The sequence below is a fragment of the Actinacidiphila glaucinigra genome (assembly GCF_900188405.1).
In the GTDB taxonomy this organism is placed as follows: Bacteria; Actinomycetota; Actinomycetes; order Streptomycetales; family Streptomycetaceae; genus Actinacidiphila; species Actinacidiphila glaucinigra.
In genome coordinates this window covers 17,147-33,836 of the sequence record NZ_FZOF01000049.1, presented here as the reverse complement: position 1 = coordinate 33,836, position 16,690 = coordinate 17,147, and the positions used below count along the sequence as shown (strand labels likewise).

Annotated in this window: 7 protein-coding genes and 1 pseudogene; 3 read left to right on the top strand and 5 right to left on the bottom strand. The window is 67.4% G+C overall.

Annotation, left to right across the window (positions count from 1 at the left end; all coding sequences use genetic code 11):
• The first annotated feature begins 922 nt into the window (after positions 1-922).
• Positions 923-2,101: a hypothetical protein gene (locus CHF15_RS42085; RefSeq protein WP_143681772.1), complete on the top strand. Its 1,179-nt coding sequence runs from the start codon at positions 923-925 to the stop codon at positions 2,099-2,101.
• On the opposite strand, the gene CHF15_RS44635 is transcribed toward CHF15_RS42085, so the two are convergent.
• The 5 genes from CHF15_RS44635 to CHF15_RS42065 form a co-directional block, all read right to left on the bottom strand.
• Entirely contained in the window at positions 2,041-3,012 is a 972-nt protein-coding gene (locus tag CHF15_RS44635) for a hypothetical protein (RefSeq protein WP_143681771.1), read from the bottom strand. The genes CHF15_RS42085 and CHF15_RS44635 overlap by 61 nt on opposite strands.
• Positions 3,013-3,133: 121 nt before the next feature.
• The gene (locus tag CHF15_RS42080) at positions 3,134-5,569 is read right to left on the bottom strand and encodes a DEAD/DEAH box helicase (protein ID WP_089229235.1); all 2,436 of its coding nucleotides are present in this window, start codon (positions 5,567-5,569) and stop codon (positions 3,134-3,136) included.
• 90 nt (positions 5,570-5,659) lie between these two features.
• Positions 5,660-9,325, bottom strand: coding sequence for a hypothetical protein (locus CHF15_RS42075; RefSeq protein WP_143681770.1), 3,666 nt, complete (start codon positions 9,323-9,325; stop codon positions 5,660-5,662).
• A 282-nt stretch (positions 9,326-9,607) separates the two neighbouring features.
• Positions 9,608-12,616 (bottom strand): AAA family ATPase, encoded by a 3,009-nt coding sequence (locus CHF15_RS46535; RefSeq protein WP_089229233.1) that lies wholly within the window; start codon positions 12,614-12,616, stop codon positions 9,608-9,610.
• Positions 12,616-13,806, bottom strand: coding sequence for an exonuclease SbcCD subunit D (locus CHF15_RS42065; protein WP_089229232.1), 1,191 nt, complete (start codon positions 13,804-13,806; stop codon positions 12,616-12,618). Before CHF15_RS42065 ends, CHF15_RS46535 begins: the two co-directional genes overlap by 1 nt.
• A 764-nt stretch (positions 13,807-14,570) precedes the next feature.
• Here CHF15_RS42065 and CHF15_RS42060 point away from each other — a divergent pair.
• Both CHF15_RS42060 and CHF15_RS46260 read left to right on the top strand, forming a co-directional pair.
• Complete coding sequence (locus CHF15_RS42060; protein WP_089229231.1) at positions 14,571-15,170, top strand: sigma-70 family RNA polymerase sigma factor; 600 nt, start codon at positions 14,571-14,573, stop codon at positions 15,168-15,170.
• Between the two features lie 710 nt (positions 15,171-15,880).
• A pseudogene (locus CHF15_RS46260) lies at positions 15,881-16,609 on the top strand (IclR family transcriptional regulator domain-containing protein); the annotation flags it as partial.
• Positions 16,610-16,690: the final 81 nt, after the last annotated feature.

Sequence of the window (16,690 nt, the reverse complement as noted above, 5' to 3'; positions counted from 1 at the left end):
CCCGCGGAGCGGGTATCACATCGCTGCGCGATGTGCAAGTGAACCGCCTCGCTTTGCTCGGCGGTGACAGGGCCGCTTCGCGGATGCTGGCCCTTCGGGCCTGACTGGGCTTCCGCTTCGCTTCAGCCCAGTTCTGGCGCTAACGCGCCTTCAGGTCAGGTCCGCTTCGCGTCCCTGACGGACCTTCGGCTTCGCCTTCGGTCCTTTATGGCCCGCTGACGCGGGCCGTGCTAGCTGCGATGAGGGGCGGGCGAGTGGTTGTGTGTCAGGTTGGTCTCTCCCGTGCCTTCATGGAGCACGGGTGCTTCCTTCATCCAAAAGTTTTGGGGAATCCGAATTCTCCTCTCCTCCCTACCGGCGCAGGGGGCCCTGACCGTCAGCGAGTGAGGGGGGCTCAGCTACCGCTCATGGCAAGGGGCTCCCTGGGCGTGTATCGAAAGTGGTGCGGTGGCCGCAGCAGGTCGCAGCGTAGTGCCTGCTCGCTGGCAGGAGGCGTTCGAGGGTCTGATGGTTCGGATCGCCGGACAGTTCGGTCGGGTGTACCTCCTCCAAGGGCCCAGTACGGCCGGCCCGTCACCGGACCGTTCGCCGTCACTCGGTCGGCCCAACGAGACGACAGCCGGGTGCAACGGCCTGGCCTGGATCATGGACGCTCCGCGTGAAGTGCTCTCCGAGGGCGAGGTGAACAACCTTCTCGATGGCGGGTGAAGCTGCCGTGTACACCTGTGCGTTTCCGTTCGCGGAGGATCGACTTTCTGGAAAGATATCGGTCTGACGTTGGATCATAAGGTTCGTCGGTTGGCGTTGGTGTGTTTCACGTGCGAGGGGGACTATGGCCAAGGTTGCTATGGATGTTGCAACGATCAGGGCGGCCGCTGGCGTGCTCTTCCCGGAGGGGCCGCGCGGGGACAATGGGCGATTCGTGGATCTGGACATCGCAGCCCTCGGGCAGGTGGTCGAAGGACTGGTGCTGTTCGACGAAGTCCTCATTCCCGACCTGGGACACCGACTGAATGTACCGGCGGCTGGCGGACTGTTCGGCTCCGCTGTCAACGTGCCGGCGATCGAGCCCGACATCGCAGAGGCCGTCAAGGAGCAGTCCCGGCAGTGGCTCAGTGCCGGGCCGGAAACGAATCTTGACAGCCTTGTCGAGCTTGTTGGCGGCGTACGCGACGTCCGCCGCTTCAGCAGCGGGTCCTATGACGTCTGGGAAGTGATCGGGGTCCGAGACAGGTACAACTCCCCCGTAATCGACTGGATCAGGGCGATCCAATCGGAAGGGCCGGTACCGCCCGTGGAGAACTGGGGGACGTGGCATAATAGCTCTGCTGAAGCCCGCGCTTTCTGCAGCAACTTGGTATGGCTAAGCTATCGCGCTCGCTGCTACGACTTGCTGTGCCGGAATATCGAGGTCCCCTACATGCCGCATCCGTTGCGCGCAAAAATGGCGGGCTTCTCGTCGTTCCGGGATATTCCGCCCCAGTCGCCGCGATTTCGGCTTGAACGGAAGCCGGTCATGCGTGCCTACTTGGACGCGATCGACAAGGTGCATGAGGAGTCACGGGAGACGGTCTCCCACGTGCTCGATGGCGCTTTCCTGCCACTCCAGTGCTCATCGCTGTTGCCATATGTGATCCGCAAGGCGGGGAGCAGAGAAAACGTGCTCAGCGTCACCTACGAGATCAGAGAAAGCAGGGGGGCGCGAGATCTGCGGTCCCACGTCTCCGAACTTGAGCAACACATCGACGCGGGCAACCTGAAGGCGGCGCTACGGCTGACGGAGGAAATCAACCGTCTCACGGAACAATTTCGTCGCCAGCTGGGACTCGTCGATGTCCAGCCACCCAACATGACGATATCCATCGGCGGCATCGTGTCCATGGACATCAGCGGCGGAATCGTCAAGAAGCTGACCACGAAACTTGCCCGCCGAATCGGCGTCGCGCGTCCTCGTACCATGTTTTTGCGTAATGTTCTTGACGGCCTTTCTTCGGCGGCCACGCTCGGGGCGCTTTACGAGGTGCTCTATCCAAATCCTAGTCAGCCCCAGCGGCAGTCGGACAGAATCCGTAGGTGGTGGCGAAGGCGTCGTGACGGTTGAGGAGATACTGCAGCCGCAGGTTCGCTCCCCTCGGCAAGACCGCCTCCCGCCGCGGGCGTACGACTGGGCCCAGGTGGATATCCACGGGTCGGCCGATAGGCCGGGGCATTGGTGGCTGCTGGTCCGCCGCAGCGGCTGCCACGCTTCCCCTGTCCGCGGATGCCGCGGGACGAGCAGGATGTCGGGGGCAGGCTCCGGGGCAGGCCTGGCCCGGCCAACGACGCCGTGTTCGCCGGTGGCTCCAGCGGGAGCAGGGTGTCGAGCGTGCGGCGGAGGGTGTCCGCGACCAGGCCGTCGGGGACGGTCACGGGTGTGCCGTCCGAGGCTGCCAGGAGGTGGGCCAGCGCTACGCCGGCTGCCGCGGCCCATTGCGGGCTCCAGTCGCCGGAGGGGTTGACCAGCGGGGTGGGTTGCACCTCGGTCGCCAGCGCTTGCCAGTCTGCTGTCCGGGGTGCGGGGTCGTCGGTGGGGATGCGGCGTACGGCATGCGGCGCGAACCGCACGGCCTGCCAGAGTGAGCAGTCGTCGATGCGGGTCGCCACGGGCTGCTCGCAGGCGAGTTTCGGGCCGTCGCGCCCGTCGAGCCCGCAGCAGTCGCCGCCGCATCGCTCCGGGATCAGGACGGTGCCGCGGGTGTCACCCGGGGCGATGACGATCGTTCCAGGGTCGCCGAACGGCAGCGAGTCCACCGGGGCGAACACCCCACGGGCTGCCGCTTCGTTCTCGCCGACCTCGCTCCAGCGCCGCCATGGAGGCCCGAACGGCTCCGGGTCGACCGCGTACGTCGCCGCCTCCATGAGCACCGGCAGCAGGCCGTGTCCCCACGTCTGGCGGGCACGGACGGGAAGTGCGACCTGTGACAGCGGGGCGCTCAGCACGGCGTCGCACACCACACACGCGAACACCGTCATGCACCCTCCCCCGCCCCGGACATGCGGAGTATCCCGGCTCCGCGATCACCAGCCAACAGGTCTTAGCTGCCGCAGTGATCGACCGAGAGCTGCTCACCGGCGCGAGAATCCAGCCGGACAATCAGGCGAGCTGGATGACGGGGGTGGTGTCGTCGGTCCAGTCACCCTCGAACAGAGAGGCGATCAGGGTGGCGTGGTCGACGGGAAGCTGTCCGGTGCGGTGCTTGGTTCGGGCTTTGGCGAGCCAGGGTCCGATTTTGACGGTGTCTCCGTCAACGAGGATCTCTTCGCGGGCGGTGGGGGGCCGGCCTTCCCGGGCAATGAACAGCTCGAGGAGCTGGACGGTCTGGGCGAAGGTCCGGCGGGCCCTGGAGGGCGTCTTGAGGGAGCTGGTAGCGGGGGTCAGGCCGAGGTCGGTGAGGAGCTGCTGCTGGCCGGGGTCGAGGGTGGTGAAGGTGGTGAGCTGGCGGTGGAGCCAGCGGCCGATCTTGACCGTGCCGATGACGATGTCGAGGTGGAGATCGCCGGGGTTGTGGCCGGCGGCCAGGTGGGCGCGGAGCAGGTGGTATTTGCGGTGCCAGTCGGGGCCGTGGGGCAGTCGCCAGTGGGGGTCGATGGTGGCGAGGTCGGCGGCGCGGGCCGGGTCGAGCCTGCCGTTGGCGGCCAGCGAGCGCTGTTCGGCGAGGAAGGCGCCGCCGGGGGCGGTGACGGGGATGGCCAGATGGCCGTGCGCGGCGTGGTAGTCGGCGGCGGTGGTGAGCTGGGCACGCCAGGCGGCGTCATGTTTGTCCCAGATCATGTCGAGGGCGTCGAGTTCGGCGATCCAGGCGGCGTCGGCGGGGTCGTGGGGGTTGAGGCGGTTGGTGCGGCGGGCGTCGCGCATGCCGGTGATGAAGGCGCCCAGGTTGTAGCCGGTGGGGTCGGTGTAGTCGGTGGGGACATCGAGATGGCCGTGGTCGTCGTGGAAGGCCTGGGCGGAGGCGAGGCCTTCGCGGCGGGGGCGGGATTCTGCGGCGCGGGGGTCGAAGGAGACCAGGTCCATGGCGCGGGCGATGCGTTCGGGTTGGACGGTGAAGTCGAAGTGCCAGCGGTGCGCGATCAGCTCGCGGGTCTCCTGCGGGAGGCGGTTGGTCTTGTTCGGGAGGCGTTCGGCGATGCGGTGGTCGTGGCTGGCGAGCGCGGTGGCGATCGCCCAGACCGGCTCGTAGGGGGTGCCGAGGATGTCGAGGGGGTTGGCGGCGGGTGGGATGTAGGCGGGGATGACCAGGCTGGCGACCTTGCCGGCGTCGGCGGGCTGGCGCAGGGCGCGGCCGAGGGCCTGGACGACGCGGATGACGCTGCGGGAGACGTCGGCGAAGACGACCGCGTCGACGCTGGGGATGTCGACGCCCTCGGCGACGACCTTGGCGTTCGCCATGATCGCGCACGGGGCCTGGGCGAAGCGGGCGAAGACCTCGGCGCGCTCGGAGGGGGTGTGGTCGCCGTCGACGTACAGCGTCAGCGGGTCGAGGTCCGGGCACAGCTCCGGGGCAGTGGTGCGCAGCAGGCGCAGGGTGTGGCCGAGCTCGCGCGTGAACCTCTTCGCGTCCGCGACAAGCTGGAAGTACACCAGGACCCGCTTGAGCTGGTGCTCGGCCATGGTCTTGAGCACGGCCAGGTGCAGGGCCGTGGTGCGCAGCGCATCCCCGGCCCCGGGGGTGAGGCCGGTGGCGGTCGGCGTGGTGGGCAGGTTGAGGCGGGTGCGCAGCTGGTCGTCGCTGATGGTCGGCACGATCACCTGGTAGTCGGCCAGGACGCCGTCGGCGACCGCCTGGGCGAGCGGGTACTCGAAGATCTTCTTGCCGTAGACCGGCTCGGAGTCCATCGAATTCGCCGACGCATCCACATCCGGCTCGGCCAGCCGGCGGCGGCGCGGGCGGCGCACATCCGCGGACTCCGCCAGATCCGGACCACCGAAGATCCGAGGGGTGGCGGTCATATAGAGGCGGCGATCGGCCTTGATACGGGCGTTGTCATTGACGGCCGCCCACCTCTTGTCCGCACGGCCGGCGATGCGGTGCGCCTCGTCCATGATCGCCAAATCGAACGACGGCACCGAGCGGCCGGTGCGCTGCGCCGCCTCGATCTTGTCCAGAGAGTCATAGGTACACAACACCGTCACCGCGTCCAGGACCCCAGTGCCGACCGCCGACAGCACCGCCGCCAGGCCGGTGGCGTCGCCGGTAGAGCCGACGTTCGCCTCGGCCAGGCCCGGATGGGCCCGGGTGTCCATCGAACACACCGCGACCATCGCCTCGGCCCGGCCGTCCCTTCGCCACGCCAGAGCGGTCTGCGCAATCAAATCCAGCGTCGGCACCACCACCAAAGTGAGCCGCGACCCGAGCGTGCCCGCCAGCCGGATACCGACCAGCGTCTTACCCGTACCGCATGCGGAGACGTACAAGCCCCGGGTGCCCGGGCGGTGCAGATGCCGCACTGCACGATCAAGACCCGCCTGCTGATCAGGGCGTAGCGCAGTCGCCCCTGTAGGGCCGGCGGCGGGGATGGCAGTGCTCATACGAGGCATTCTCCCGGGCCTGCGGCCGGGGTGGCGCGCAAACTCGTTGAAGTGCTCAGCCAAGCAGATGCTTCTCGCTGGGACGGCCGGCTACCGCTTCCGTCTCCTGGCAGCCTGGCTGCGCATCTGCACCTCAGCCCATGCTGGCAGCCCGTCGATAGCAACGACCGGCACATCCGATGCCAATACGCGCGACGCCATCAGGTCGCGGCTCGTGGCAACGACGGGAATGACGCTCCAGCCGTGAGTGTCTCGGGTGCCCGTGAACTGGTTCAGGGTGAGTGCCAGATGATTGCGGATCCACTGGGCCCGCCTCGCGATCTTGACGGTGGCGCTCTTGTCTCCTCGCAAGAGCGCATCGGCTTCGTTGGCCAGTTCAGAGGGGTTCCGGGCCATCTCGAAGTCCTTCGCCTCCACGACGAAGATCTTCCTCCGCTTAGGGTTGATTCCCACGGCGTCGATGTCGCCCAGGTCGTGTCCCTGAGGTGACATGAGGCGGCGTCCTGCGATCTTGGCCACGCTGTGAGCCGTGATGGGGCATCCGGCCTGGGCCAGAGCTTGTTGGGCTTGTTTCTCGAAGTCCTTGTTGTGCTCCTGCCTGATGGAACCCAAGAGCTTCTTCATCGTCGCCGACGTTGCCTTGAGCCTGCCGGAGTACACCAGCTCGGCCCAGTAGGGTCCGGTGCTCCACACATGCCGCGGGGCCCAGGCAAGTAGGTCGCCGTCGGCGAGAGTCATCCGGACCAGAGGACGCCGGGCGTAGGACCACTCGCGGTTGTACCGCCACGGCCATGCGTCGGCGTTCACGGACAGAAACTCCGGGCGCGGCCGCAGAGTGAGCCGGTCGAGGAAGGCATGCACCGTGTCTTCAGCCCATCCGAGATGGGACTGCACGCGCTGTTTTACTTGGGCGACGGGCAGGACGAACGGTTCGCTCTCACAGGCGTCGTCGCCCAGAGCGATGATCTCACCCAGGCCCTGGGCGAGATCGGTCAACGTGAACCCGAACTCTGCAAGCATGGCTTGTTCGACCTGCGCGGAAGGGGCTGTGGTCTGGCGCGCCTGGGGGGCGAGGGGGTCCTGAGCGAGCCCTCGCATGACCGACTGGGCTCTGGCCAGTGCCAGGGCATTGGTGCCGGTTTCGAAGCGGTCGCCGCGTGAGACGCCGAGCCGGCCCGACTCCAGCAGGGATAGTTGCACGAGGGAGAAGTCGTGCCGGATGGCGTCGGAGAGAGTGGACCGGGAGATGAGTTCGGCGGCGATCGCGACCAGCGTGTCGTAGGTGTCCAGGGTCAGGGGCTTGTCCCCCGAGGGCGGTGTGGCGGCGGTGTACTCGATGAGGAAGCGGCTCGCTTGTGCTGCAGCCACTCGTCTCCTGCTGTCTTCAGCCAGTTCCCTGGCCGGCTGGCTGGATGCTCCGAAGCAGGCCAATCTGGCGGGCAGGATGCGGTCTTGGAGTGCCTCGTCACGGATGAGGGCCTCATGCCGTGCCATGAGTTCGCTCATCAGGTTGTCGGGGGACAGCTTCGCTATCCCTTCCTGGATGCGTTGGAAGTAGTGGCCAACCGCCTTGTTGAGGACCTTGAGGCGTTGATCCTCAGGGATGGCTCCCTGCCGTATGCCTTGGGCTCCGATCCACTCGCCCAGCTCGTCCAGGACGACGGCGGATACGGCCGGCTGCACAAGCCTGGCAGCCGGAAGAGGTCCCGGCCGCAGGAGCATCGGGCTGATCCCCCCGTGCAGCATCTTCTTGTGCCCGTAGGGCGCTATGCGTTCGACCAGGACGTCGGTGTCAAGCTCGCCTTGCCAGCGCTCGGCAGCGGCCTCGGTCAGGGCTCGGACAATCGCACGGTCAGCGTTGTTGCCCTCCTCCTGCAGCAGCGTCGACGCTCCACGGGCCAAGAGCTCTAGGTGCAGGCGTCCCTTGCTGCCGGCCTTCCATGCGATCCGGGGCTTCTCCTCCTCGTCGTGGATGGGGTGGCCGGTGAGCGCGTCCTGCCAGCGGTCCAGGTCGTCGAACGACATCGTGATCTGAAGGCGTCCGCGGTGGTCATCGGCGAGTGCTCGCAGCGCGCCCGGTGCCGTGAGCGAGAGCTGCCAGGCCCAGTAGGCCACGGCTTCAAGAACCATGCTCTGGAAGGATTCGAGCTCGCCGGTCGTCTCTACCTCGGATCCTCCTACCCATACGTGCAGCCCCGCTGTCTCCACGAGCAGCTCGCGTTCGGGAACGCTGGGATGCGTGCGATAAATCGGGGCGGTGTCCACGCCGTAAAGAGCGACAACAGGGACGAGGGCTGGACGGTGAGGGCTGGCGACGACATGGTGGTCATGGCGACGGTGCGCCTCGATGCGCAGGGCTTCGCTGAAGTCGGGGTTGACCATGACACCGGTCGGCTTGGGCCCGTCTGACAGGTAGTAGCTGTAGTCGTGGTCTCGGTAGAGGCCGTAGTTGTCGAGCTTGCTGAAGGAATGCACGAACTGTGCGTCGGCGTACAGCTTGTTGTCTGCCTGAGCAAAGCGCCACAAGAAGAGCGGATCGGTGCCGTCGAGCTCTGCCATGACCTTGAGGTCGTCAACGGTGGTGGCGAGCACGGGGCCGGGACGCGAGGGCTCTCGCAGGCCGAAGGTCGATGCGCGGCCGAGGCCCTGGTTGACGATGAGGCGCAGGCAGCGTGCGTCTTCCTCGAGCGCATCGCCTGGGGCGTCGATCAGGTCTTGCACACGCTGCACTAGTCCGGCAGCGTTCCAGAAGCCGTAGGGATCGTGGTCGTCATAGTCGGAAAGATCATCCGCGATGACGGCTAGGTCGAGGACTTTGTCGTCGGCGAAAGCGAACCGGGCGCGGCTGATCTGAGGGTCCTGGGCGGGCAGCGTCGCCGGTTGCAGCAGTCTGGCTCCGCAGTGCACCAGCAGTGCGGAGGCTTCATGCAGGGCGTTCTCGCGGACTAGTCGGGCCAGTGTCGGCTGGCAGTCATGCGCTCCGGCGAGGACGAGGAGGTAGTGCCGCAGGGTTGTGGCGAGTTCCGCTGGATTCGCGACGATCACTCCGCCGCTTGCAGCCAGCAGCGGAGTGAGAATCAACCCGGGGTCCGAGCCGATCTCCGTGGTCAGAACATGACCGCCTGGCGGCACACTGAGGTCGTCCAGAAGCCGCAAGGCCTGCGCGGGAGCAACAGCGGCCAAGGCGGCCTCATCGAAGGTGACGGCGTTGCGCAAGGCGACGAGGGCCGGCTCCCCGGGGACGAAGACCTCTTCGCGAACCGACGCCGGCGCGGTGACGCCGCGTCGCAGGCCCGCGCGGACGAGCACCGAATCGCTCAGGCCCAGCAGTACCTGGGCCAGCACACGCGCGTCCCGCCGGTAGGCGGAGGGCAGGCTCTCGCCGCCGGGGCCGAAGACACTGCGCAGTACGAGGCTGACCGTGTAGGCCGACCTCTCAGTGAGACCCTGGGCTATCAGGTAGGGGCCGCCGTGGAACGGCACCTCTGCGGTGTAAAGGTCGTTGTAGGGGTCTTCTTGAGCCCGGACGGTCGGGCTGCTGATCACAGGGTCCTTCAGCAAAGACCGAAGCCGGCTCGGTGACAGACGTGGAGCGTCAGGGCGATGCGGAAGGCAGGCGCCCACAGCAGCGAGCCGCTGCAGCCGGACCAGGCAGGGAATGTTCTCCGGGATCAGCTGCAGAGCGGCCGCTGAACGCACCAGCGACGGGCCATCCACGGCATCCCACGGCTTCCCGTCGGTATTGAACGATGCCACAGCCACTCCCCCACCCGGTGTCCGACAGACACACGTCTCACTGCGCCACATGAGTGATGAGCGCCGACGCTACCGGCCGCCACTGACAGTCGCTGCTCGGCAAAAAGCCTCGCTCCGTCCCGCCCGGACCGTGTTGGCGGCGAGCACGATCGCAGACCAGCGCAGTGTGCCTGTGACCAGTTTGTCGCCGTCGACGACGTCGATCGGAGCGTCGTTGGCTTCGGTGTACGTGGTCAAGGCGGCCCGGAGGGCATGGCGGTGACCCTGCCCGCCGGGGCCCGGCTATTCGGCTGCTTCGGTCAGGTGCACGAGGGTGGAGCCGGTGAGGCCTTTTCGGACGTATAGGCGGTGGGTGATGCGGCGGCGTAGTTCCGGGACGTGGCTGATGACGCCGACGGTGCGGTCGTGGGCGCGCAGGGAGTCAAGGACGTCGAGGACCTTGTGGAGGGTGTCGTCGTCGAGGGTGCCGAAGCCTTCGTCGATGAAGAGGGTGTCCAGGGGGTTGCCGCCGGCTTCGTGGGTCACGACGTCGGCGAGCCCGAGGGCGAGGGACAGGGAGGCGAAGAAGGATTCGCCGCCGGAGAGGGTGTCGGTCTTGCGGGGGCGGCCGGTCCAGGCGTCGGTGATTTCCAGGCCGAGGCCGGAGCGGGCTCCGTGGGCGGCTTGGTGGTCGGAGTGGCGCAGGGTGTACCGGCCTTCGGACATCAACTGGAGGCGGGTGTTGGCAGCGGCGACGACCTGTTCGAGACGGGCGGCCAGGACGTAGGCCTCCAACTGCATGCGCACCCGGGCGCTGGGCGAGTTGCCGGTGGCCAGGTCGGCGAGGTGGCGGGCGGTGCTGTGGGCCTGTTCGAGTGCTGTCAGGCGCTCGACGGCCCCGCCCAGTGTGGCGGCGAGGTCGGTGAGTGCGCTGGTGCGGGTCTGCGCAGTGCTGGCGGCGCCGGCGGCTTTGACGTGCTGGTCGTCTGCGGCAGCGCGCCGGGCGGTGGCTGCGTCGACGTCGGCGGGCGGCTGGGCGACCGCCTGCTGCAGGGCGGGGTCGTCGAGGACGGCTTGGTGGGTGGCGCGGGTTTCACGCCATTGGTTGATCTCTTCCTCGATGGCGCCCAGTTCCTGCTCGCTGAGCAGGGCCTGCTCGGCGGCCGGGAGGGTGTCGAAGCCCTGGGCTGCGGCGGCGTCTGTGGCCTCGGCGGTACGGGCGTCGAGAGACTGGGCGGTGGTGGTGGCGGTGCGGGATGCCTCGGCGGCCTGTTCGAGGTGCTCGGCGGTGCGGGTGAGCTCGATGACGCGGGCTGCGAGGGTGGGGGCGGTGCCGCGGGCGTCGTTGAGTTTCTTGGTGAGCTCGGCCTGCCGCTGGGACTGGGTGTCGTAAGTGGCGTTGCGGGCGGACAGACCGGCGGTGGCAACGTTGAGCTGATCGGTCATGACACTGTGTTCGCGGTCCATGGCCAGGAGTTCCTCGTCAGCGGTGCCGCGGTCGGCGGCACGCTCGAGGGCGTCGGCCAGTTGTGCGGTGAGGGTCTCGTATTCGGTCTTGAGGTCGGCCAGCGGAGTGTCGCCAGCTTCGCCCTTCGCGGCTGCAGCGTTCTCGCGCAGCTGCTGCAACTTGTCAGAGATCGCGTCTCGCTGCTGTTGGGCTCGCTGGTGGGTCTCCTCGGCGGCTTGTTCGTCGTCACGGGTTGGCTGCCCGTCAGGGGCTGTGGCGGGAGCCGGGTGGGAGCAGGAGCCGCAGACCGGGCAGGGCGCGCCGTCGGTGAGGCTGGCGGCGAGTTCGGCGGCCATGCCCTCGGTGCGTCGGCGGCGGATGTCGATGTGGTCCTGGGCTGCTTGGTCGGTGGTCTGCTGGGCGGTAGCCAGGCGCTGCTCGGTGGCGGTGATCTGGGCGAGGTGGGCGTCGCGGCGTTCGGCAGCCTTCACACGGGTGGTGAGGGTCTGGAGCTGGTCCTGTTGGCGGCGGCCTCCTTCCTCTGCCTGGCGGGCGGCTTCCCGGCGGGCATCCAGGGCGGTGCGTCGGGTGGTTTCCTGGTCGAGCCAGTCGCGGGCGGTGCGCTGCTGGCCGGCGAAGTCCAGCCGCTCGGCGTCGGTTCGCTTCAGGTCGGCGGTGATCTGGCGAAGGTTGTCTTCCTCCGGGAGGAGGGTGTTCAGCACGGCGATGTCGTCGCGCATGTGCTGCCCGGCGGTGGCCAGCTCCTGAGCCCGGAGTGAGGCATGTTCGAGGAGCAGGCGGGTGCGGGCAGCGGTTTCGGTGTCCTGGGCGTGGGTGTGGTCGGTGCGGGCGGTGCCGACGGCGTACAGGAGCGGCGCGAGCTGCTGGGCCCGCCGGGCTTGGTCGCGGCGCTGGCCCAGGTCTTCTTGGTGAGCGGTCTGCTGGTCCAGCTGGTCCAGTTGCTCGCGGGCGGCGGTATGGGTGGTCTGCTGTTGATGCAGTTCGCGAGTGGCGGCTTCCAAGGCCCGGTGCTCGTCCTGGTTCTTCTTTGCCGTCTCGACGTCGTGCTGGGCGGTGAGGGCGTCGGCCTGGCTAGCCTGGATCAGGTCCTGGGCCCAGGCAACGGCAGGATCGGTCAGCGCGTGGGGGGTATCTGCAGTGGGGGCGTCGTGCTGGGATTTCAGGTCCGGGCCGGCAACCTGGTGGATGCGAGAGGCCAGGTGCAGCACCTCGTCACGGGCGGTGTCGCGGTTCTTCTGGGTGGTGCGGCTGTGGTCGTTCAGCCAGCGTTCGATCTGCGCGTACCGGTCGGTGTGGAAGAGCTTGCCGAGCAGTTCGCGGCGCTGGGGCGCGGCGGCGTAGAGGAACTTGGTGAACTCGTTCTGGGGTAGGAGGACGACCTGGCAGAACTGAGTCCGGCTCATGCCGAGGAGGTCTTTGATCTCCTTGCCGGTTTCCTGGTGGGACTTGCTGGAGGGTTCCCAGTGGCCTTGGCCGAGAGAGTCTGTCGTCCACCGGTGGAGCCGGGTCTCGGCACGGTGAGGAGTCTCGCCAGAACCGTTGTGCTTGGGGCGCATCTGCTGTGGGCTACGTTCGATGCGCAGTCGCTGGCCGGCAATGGTGACGTCCAAGGTGACCTGGGTGAGCAGGCCAGCCGGGGCGTGGTGACTGCGCAGCAGCAGGTCGCGGTCGACCGGGGGTTCCCCGTACAGGGCGAAGCAGATGGCGGTGAACAGGGTGCTCTTGCCGGCGCCGGTGTCGCCGTGCAGGAGGAACAGGCCGTCGGCGGACAGCGCGTCGAAGTCGACGGTGTGGGTGCTGGCGAAGGGGCCGAAGGCCTGCAGGGTGAGGTGGTGCAGGCGCATCAGACGATTTCCCTCTGCAGTTCGTTCACCCGGGCGGAGTCGACGGCCTGCTGGAGCAGGGCGTGTTCGTCGGGGGTGGGGCCGGTGCCGCGCATGTCGGTGATGAAGTCGCAGGCGATGTCGAGTTCGCTGCGGCCGCGGAGACGTTCGGTGTAGGTGGGGGTGTCGGTGGCCTGGGCGGGGATGAAGGCGCGCTGGTGCTTGAGGCTGAGTGTGTGGGGGAAACGGCGGCGCAGCCGGGCCATGGCCTCGAACGGCAGGGCCGCATCGGTGAGGGTGACCTCGAGCCAGGCGTCCTTGAGTGGTTCGTGGGCGGGGTCGGCAAGCAGGTCGTCCAGGAGACCTTCGATGCGTTCCAGGCGGTGGGGGGTCCGGCAGGGCAGGCGGATGACGGCCGGGGCTGTGCCGGGGGTGAGGTCGACCAGGGTGAAGGACTTGGTGTGGCCGGCTTCGGAGAAGGCGTACGGCAGCGGGGAGCCGCTGTAGTGGACGCGGTCGGTGACCTTCTGGGGGCCGTGGAGGTGGCCGAGAGCGACGTAGTCGATGCCGTCGAAGACGGCGGCGCCGACGTGGGCGACACCGCCGACGCTGATGTCGCGTTCACTGGCGTCTGCCTCGCGTTCCTTGGGCTCGATGGCACCGGGGGTGACGAAGGCGTGGGCGATGACCACCGAGCGGGTCCCGGCCGGCTGCCGGTTGGTGAGATCGGCGTGGACCCGGTCCATGGCCGCGGTCAGCACCGCATGGTGGGAGATAGCTTCGGCTTCTAGTTGGGTGCGGACCATGGACGGCTCAAGGTAGGGCACCCCGTACACGGCGACCGGCCCGTGCTCGTCGGTCAGGACGACGGGGACGTCGCAGGTGGCCGGGTCGGTACGCAGGTGGATCCCGGCGCGGGCGAACAGGCCCGAGCCGACACCGAGACGGTGGGCCGAGTCATGGTTTCCGCTGATCATGACGATCGGTATCTCGAGGTCGGCAAGCTGGTGCAGGGCCCGGTTGAACAGACGCACCGCGTCCAGGCCGGGGATGGCCCGGTCATAGATGTCGCCGGCCACCAGGATCGCGTCGACGTTCTCCGCGCGGGCCGTGTCGCGCAGGTGATCGAGGAAGGCGCTCTGGGCGGGGATCAGGTCTTCTCCGTGGAACCGGCGGCCCAGATGCCAGTCCGAAGTGTGCAGAAACCGCATGAGCACCGACCGTAACCACAGAAGCACTGGTTAGGGGCAGTTTTCTCGATATAGGCGATGTTCGGGACACGAGGACGCGTCAAGGGGCTGGCCCCTCGCTCCCCTGGAGGGGTGCGCCTCCCGGGTTAACGAGAAACACCACCCACATTCGAGCTCAAATCAAACAACGGAGGATGGTGAGGCGCGGCTCTCGCGTGCCGTCGGACGCCTGGCACGCAGTCGGCGTTCCCACGGGCAGCGCCTTGTACAAGGTCGTGTGCAGCCGTCGCCCGGGGGGTGGACGGTGCACGGTGCGGTCGTAAGGGTGGGTACCCCCGCATCAAGCCACTGGACACCCCCCCCTCTACCCGTACACCCGTTCCCAACGTAGCCCGTCCGAGTGATCCCGGCGGCTGTTGTTAAGCGAGAGGGCTGCTTCCTCGTATGCGTGGTGAGGGCGTCGCTGCGCCTCCCTTCGACCAAGGACCGCCCGATGGTGCTTATGGAGATTGTCGAGTACATCTCGACCGGCATCACCTGCGTCGGTGCACTCGCCCCGGTGGTGGGCCGCTTGTGTACCGCCGGTGTGCTCGACCGACTCCGCCGCGGCACGCCGACCGACGCATCGGCCCCTTCTGCACGGGCGGCGGCGTCGAGTGCCCACTGCGAGCGCCCTCCAACGGTGAACGTGGTCTGCTATCGATCTAGCCACGGTGACGTCGTGGTGGTCTGCTGCATACCCGCCCCTAGGGACCACGAGCCGGAAAGGGTGAGGTAGCACGGCCGTGGACGATGCCACCATGTCCAGTCCGCCTGCCAGACAGGCCGCTGACGAAGACCGCGCTCAACTACTCCTTGCGGTGTACGACGACATCCGTGTCGCTGTCATCGCGCGTCTGTGGAAGGACTTCGGGCTGCCACGGGAAGCCGCCGAGGACCTGGCCCAGGAAGCAGTCATCCGTGTCCTGCGGGATCAGCGGCTCGACCCGGGCATGAATCCGTTGCCCTATGTGTGTCAGAAGGCGAGGTGGTTGGCGCTCGACTTACTCCGGCAAGCGCACCTTGAAGTAAATGTCACCCACGAGGAGTTGGAGACCCGCTGCGACGCCGATGTCTCTCAGGGCGGCACGGCTCTGGAGGACACGGACCCGTGGGAGGTGGTCGATCCCGCTATCGACTCTCTCACAGCCTCTCAGCAAAGGCAGGTTCTGCAGTTGCAGCGGCAGGGGCTGCAGGACGAGGAGATCCTTCTGCGGCTGGACATCTCTAAAGAGCAACTACATGTACAGCGGCATCGAGGCGTGACGAAGGTCCGTAGTGCAGAGATGGTGCAACGGCACCTTCGGGACAAGCACCTGCGAGGTAACGACAGGACAGGACAGTGAGCGGCATGACGGATGACCGCAATGCCAGGGAACTTCGCGAGCTGCTGAACGCCCTCGCCGGGCCGGCCGACTTCTGGGATCGTCCGGCAGGTGACTGGGACAGCCACGACACCCATTCCCCTGCCAATGTTCCGGATGCGATAGAACGCCGCAAGGACGCGAATTCGGCGTACCGGCTAGGTTCGAAAGCTCTGCGCCGAGGGGACCTGGACCTGGCGTACCGATGGCTCGCCGCAGCCTGCGAGCAGCGGCATCCCGGCGGGGCGTTCCGCCGAGCGGTGGTCGTGCTGCGGGCAGGCAACACAGCCCTGCAACGCCGAAATGTTCCGGGGTCAGGAGAGCAGCGCATAAATCTTGTCTGGCGGCTCTTGGCCGTCGCGGCACGCTGGGGACACCAAGACGCCCGTCACCTGGTAGCACAGGCTGGCCGGGAGGCCGACCCCGGACTCCACGGCACTGCCCCATCATCGGATGACTGGCAGGCCCTGGCCGTCGGCGACCTCCCCGATCAATACGTGCCGCAGGATTCTGAGTTCTATCTTGAGCTCCGTGACGTGCTGCTGGCCGCTACTCCACTGTCCCAAGCCGAGTCCGGCAACCAGAAAAAGTCGCTCAACGTGCCGGGGGCTGCGATTTCGGCAGCCGCGTGGTCTCCACTACCTTTGCGGGCTCCTGGGCTCACCAGCGCCGCTCAACAAACTCCCGACGATTTGCGCCCGCCGTCCTCCCTGGGAGCTGCTCACCAAGCACTGCGCGTGCTCGAGGTCATCAGCCGATATTCCGGCGGGGTAAGCACCAGCCAGATCACGCGAGAAGCGGTGCTGCCGCACCAGGTGGTCTCCCGTGTCCTGGCGGTACTGCGTCACGAAGGATTCGCCCTGACTCTGCCGGGTGATGCCCATATCGCAGGCCCTGCACTCAGTTACACCACTGCAGCCAGCGGACATGTCCACTTGCAGCGGACCCTGGCGGTCCTACGAGACACCGTTGACGCCGCCGTCTATGTCAGCCGCTACATCGACGGAGACGTGCGCATCACCCAGTTCGCTGCCGGGCCGAGGACACCCGCGGTCACGGAATGGGTGGACTTTCGAACCGCGGCACACGCCAGCGCAGTCGGCAAGTGCCTTCTGTCCCAACTGGACTACGAAGGCCGCATGGACCACTTCAGCCGGCATCCGGCCGCCCGCCTCACCTCACGCACCATCACCAACCAGAAAGCACTCTTTGCCGCCCTGGACTCCCGGCCACCGACCGTACCGATCCTGGACCTCCAGGAATACGCTGTGGGCACCGTGTGCGCAGCCGTCCCCATCGCTCTCGGCTCAACGGCCGGAACTTTGGCCTTGTCGTTGCCTGTTACTCAGGCGCACCGGCTGCGCCAGGCGGCTGGCACTCTCAGCAGCCAGGCAGCCACGGTGCTCCTTCTCCTCCTCCTCAAAGGGGAAGAACTCTTCACACCCAATGCCTCTGGCAGTGCCGCCAACACCGCGGCCACTGACCTGGTGGTTACAACAGAG

Coding starts and splice junctions, on each gene's coding strand:
- CHF15_RS44635 (WP_143681771.1), bottom strand. CDS start 3,012: ATGACGGTGTTCGCGTGTGTGGTGTGCGACGCCGTGCTGAGCGCCCCG.
- CHF15_RS42080 (WP_089229235.1), bottom strand. CDS start 5,569: ATGAGCACTGCCATCCCCGCCGCCGGCCCTACAGGGGCGACTGCGCTA.
- CHF15_RS46535 (WP_089229233.1), bottom strand. CDS start 12,616: ATGCGCCTGCACCACCTCACCCTGCAGGCCTTCGGCCCCTTCGCCAGC.
- CHF15_RS42065 (WP_089229232.1), bottom strand. CDS start 13,806: ATGCGGTTTCTGCACACTTCGGACTGGCATCTGGGCCGCCGGTTCCAC.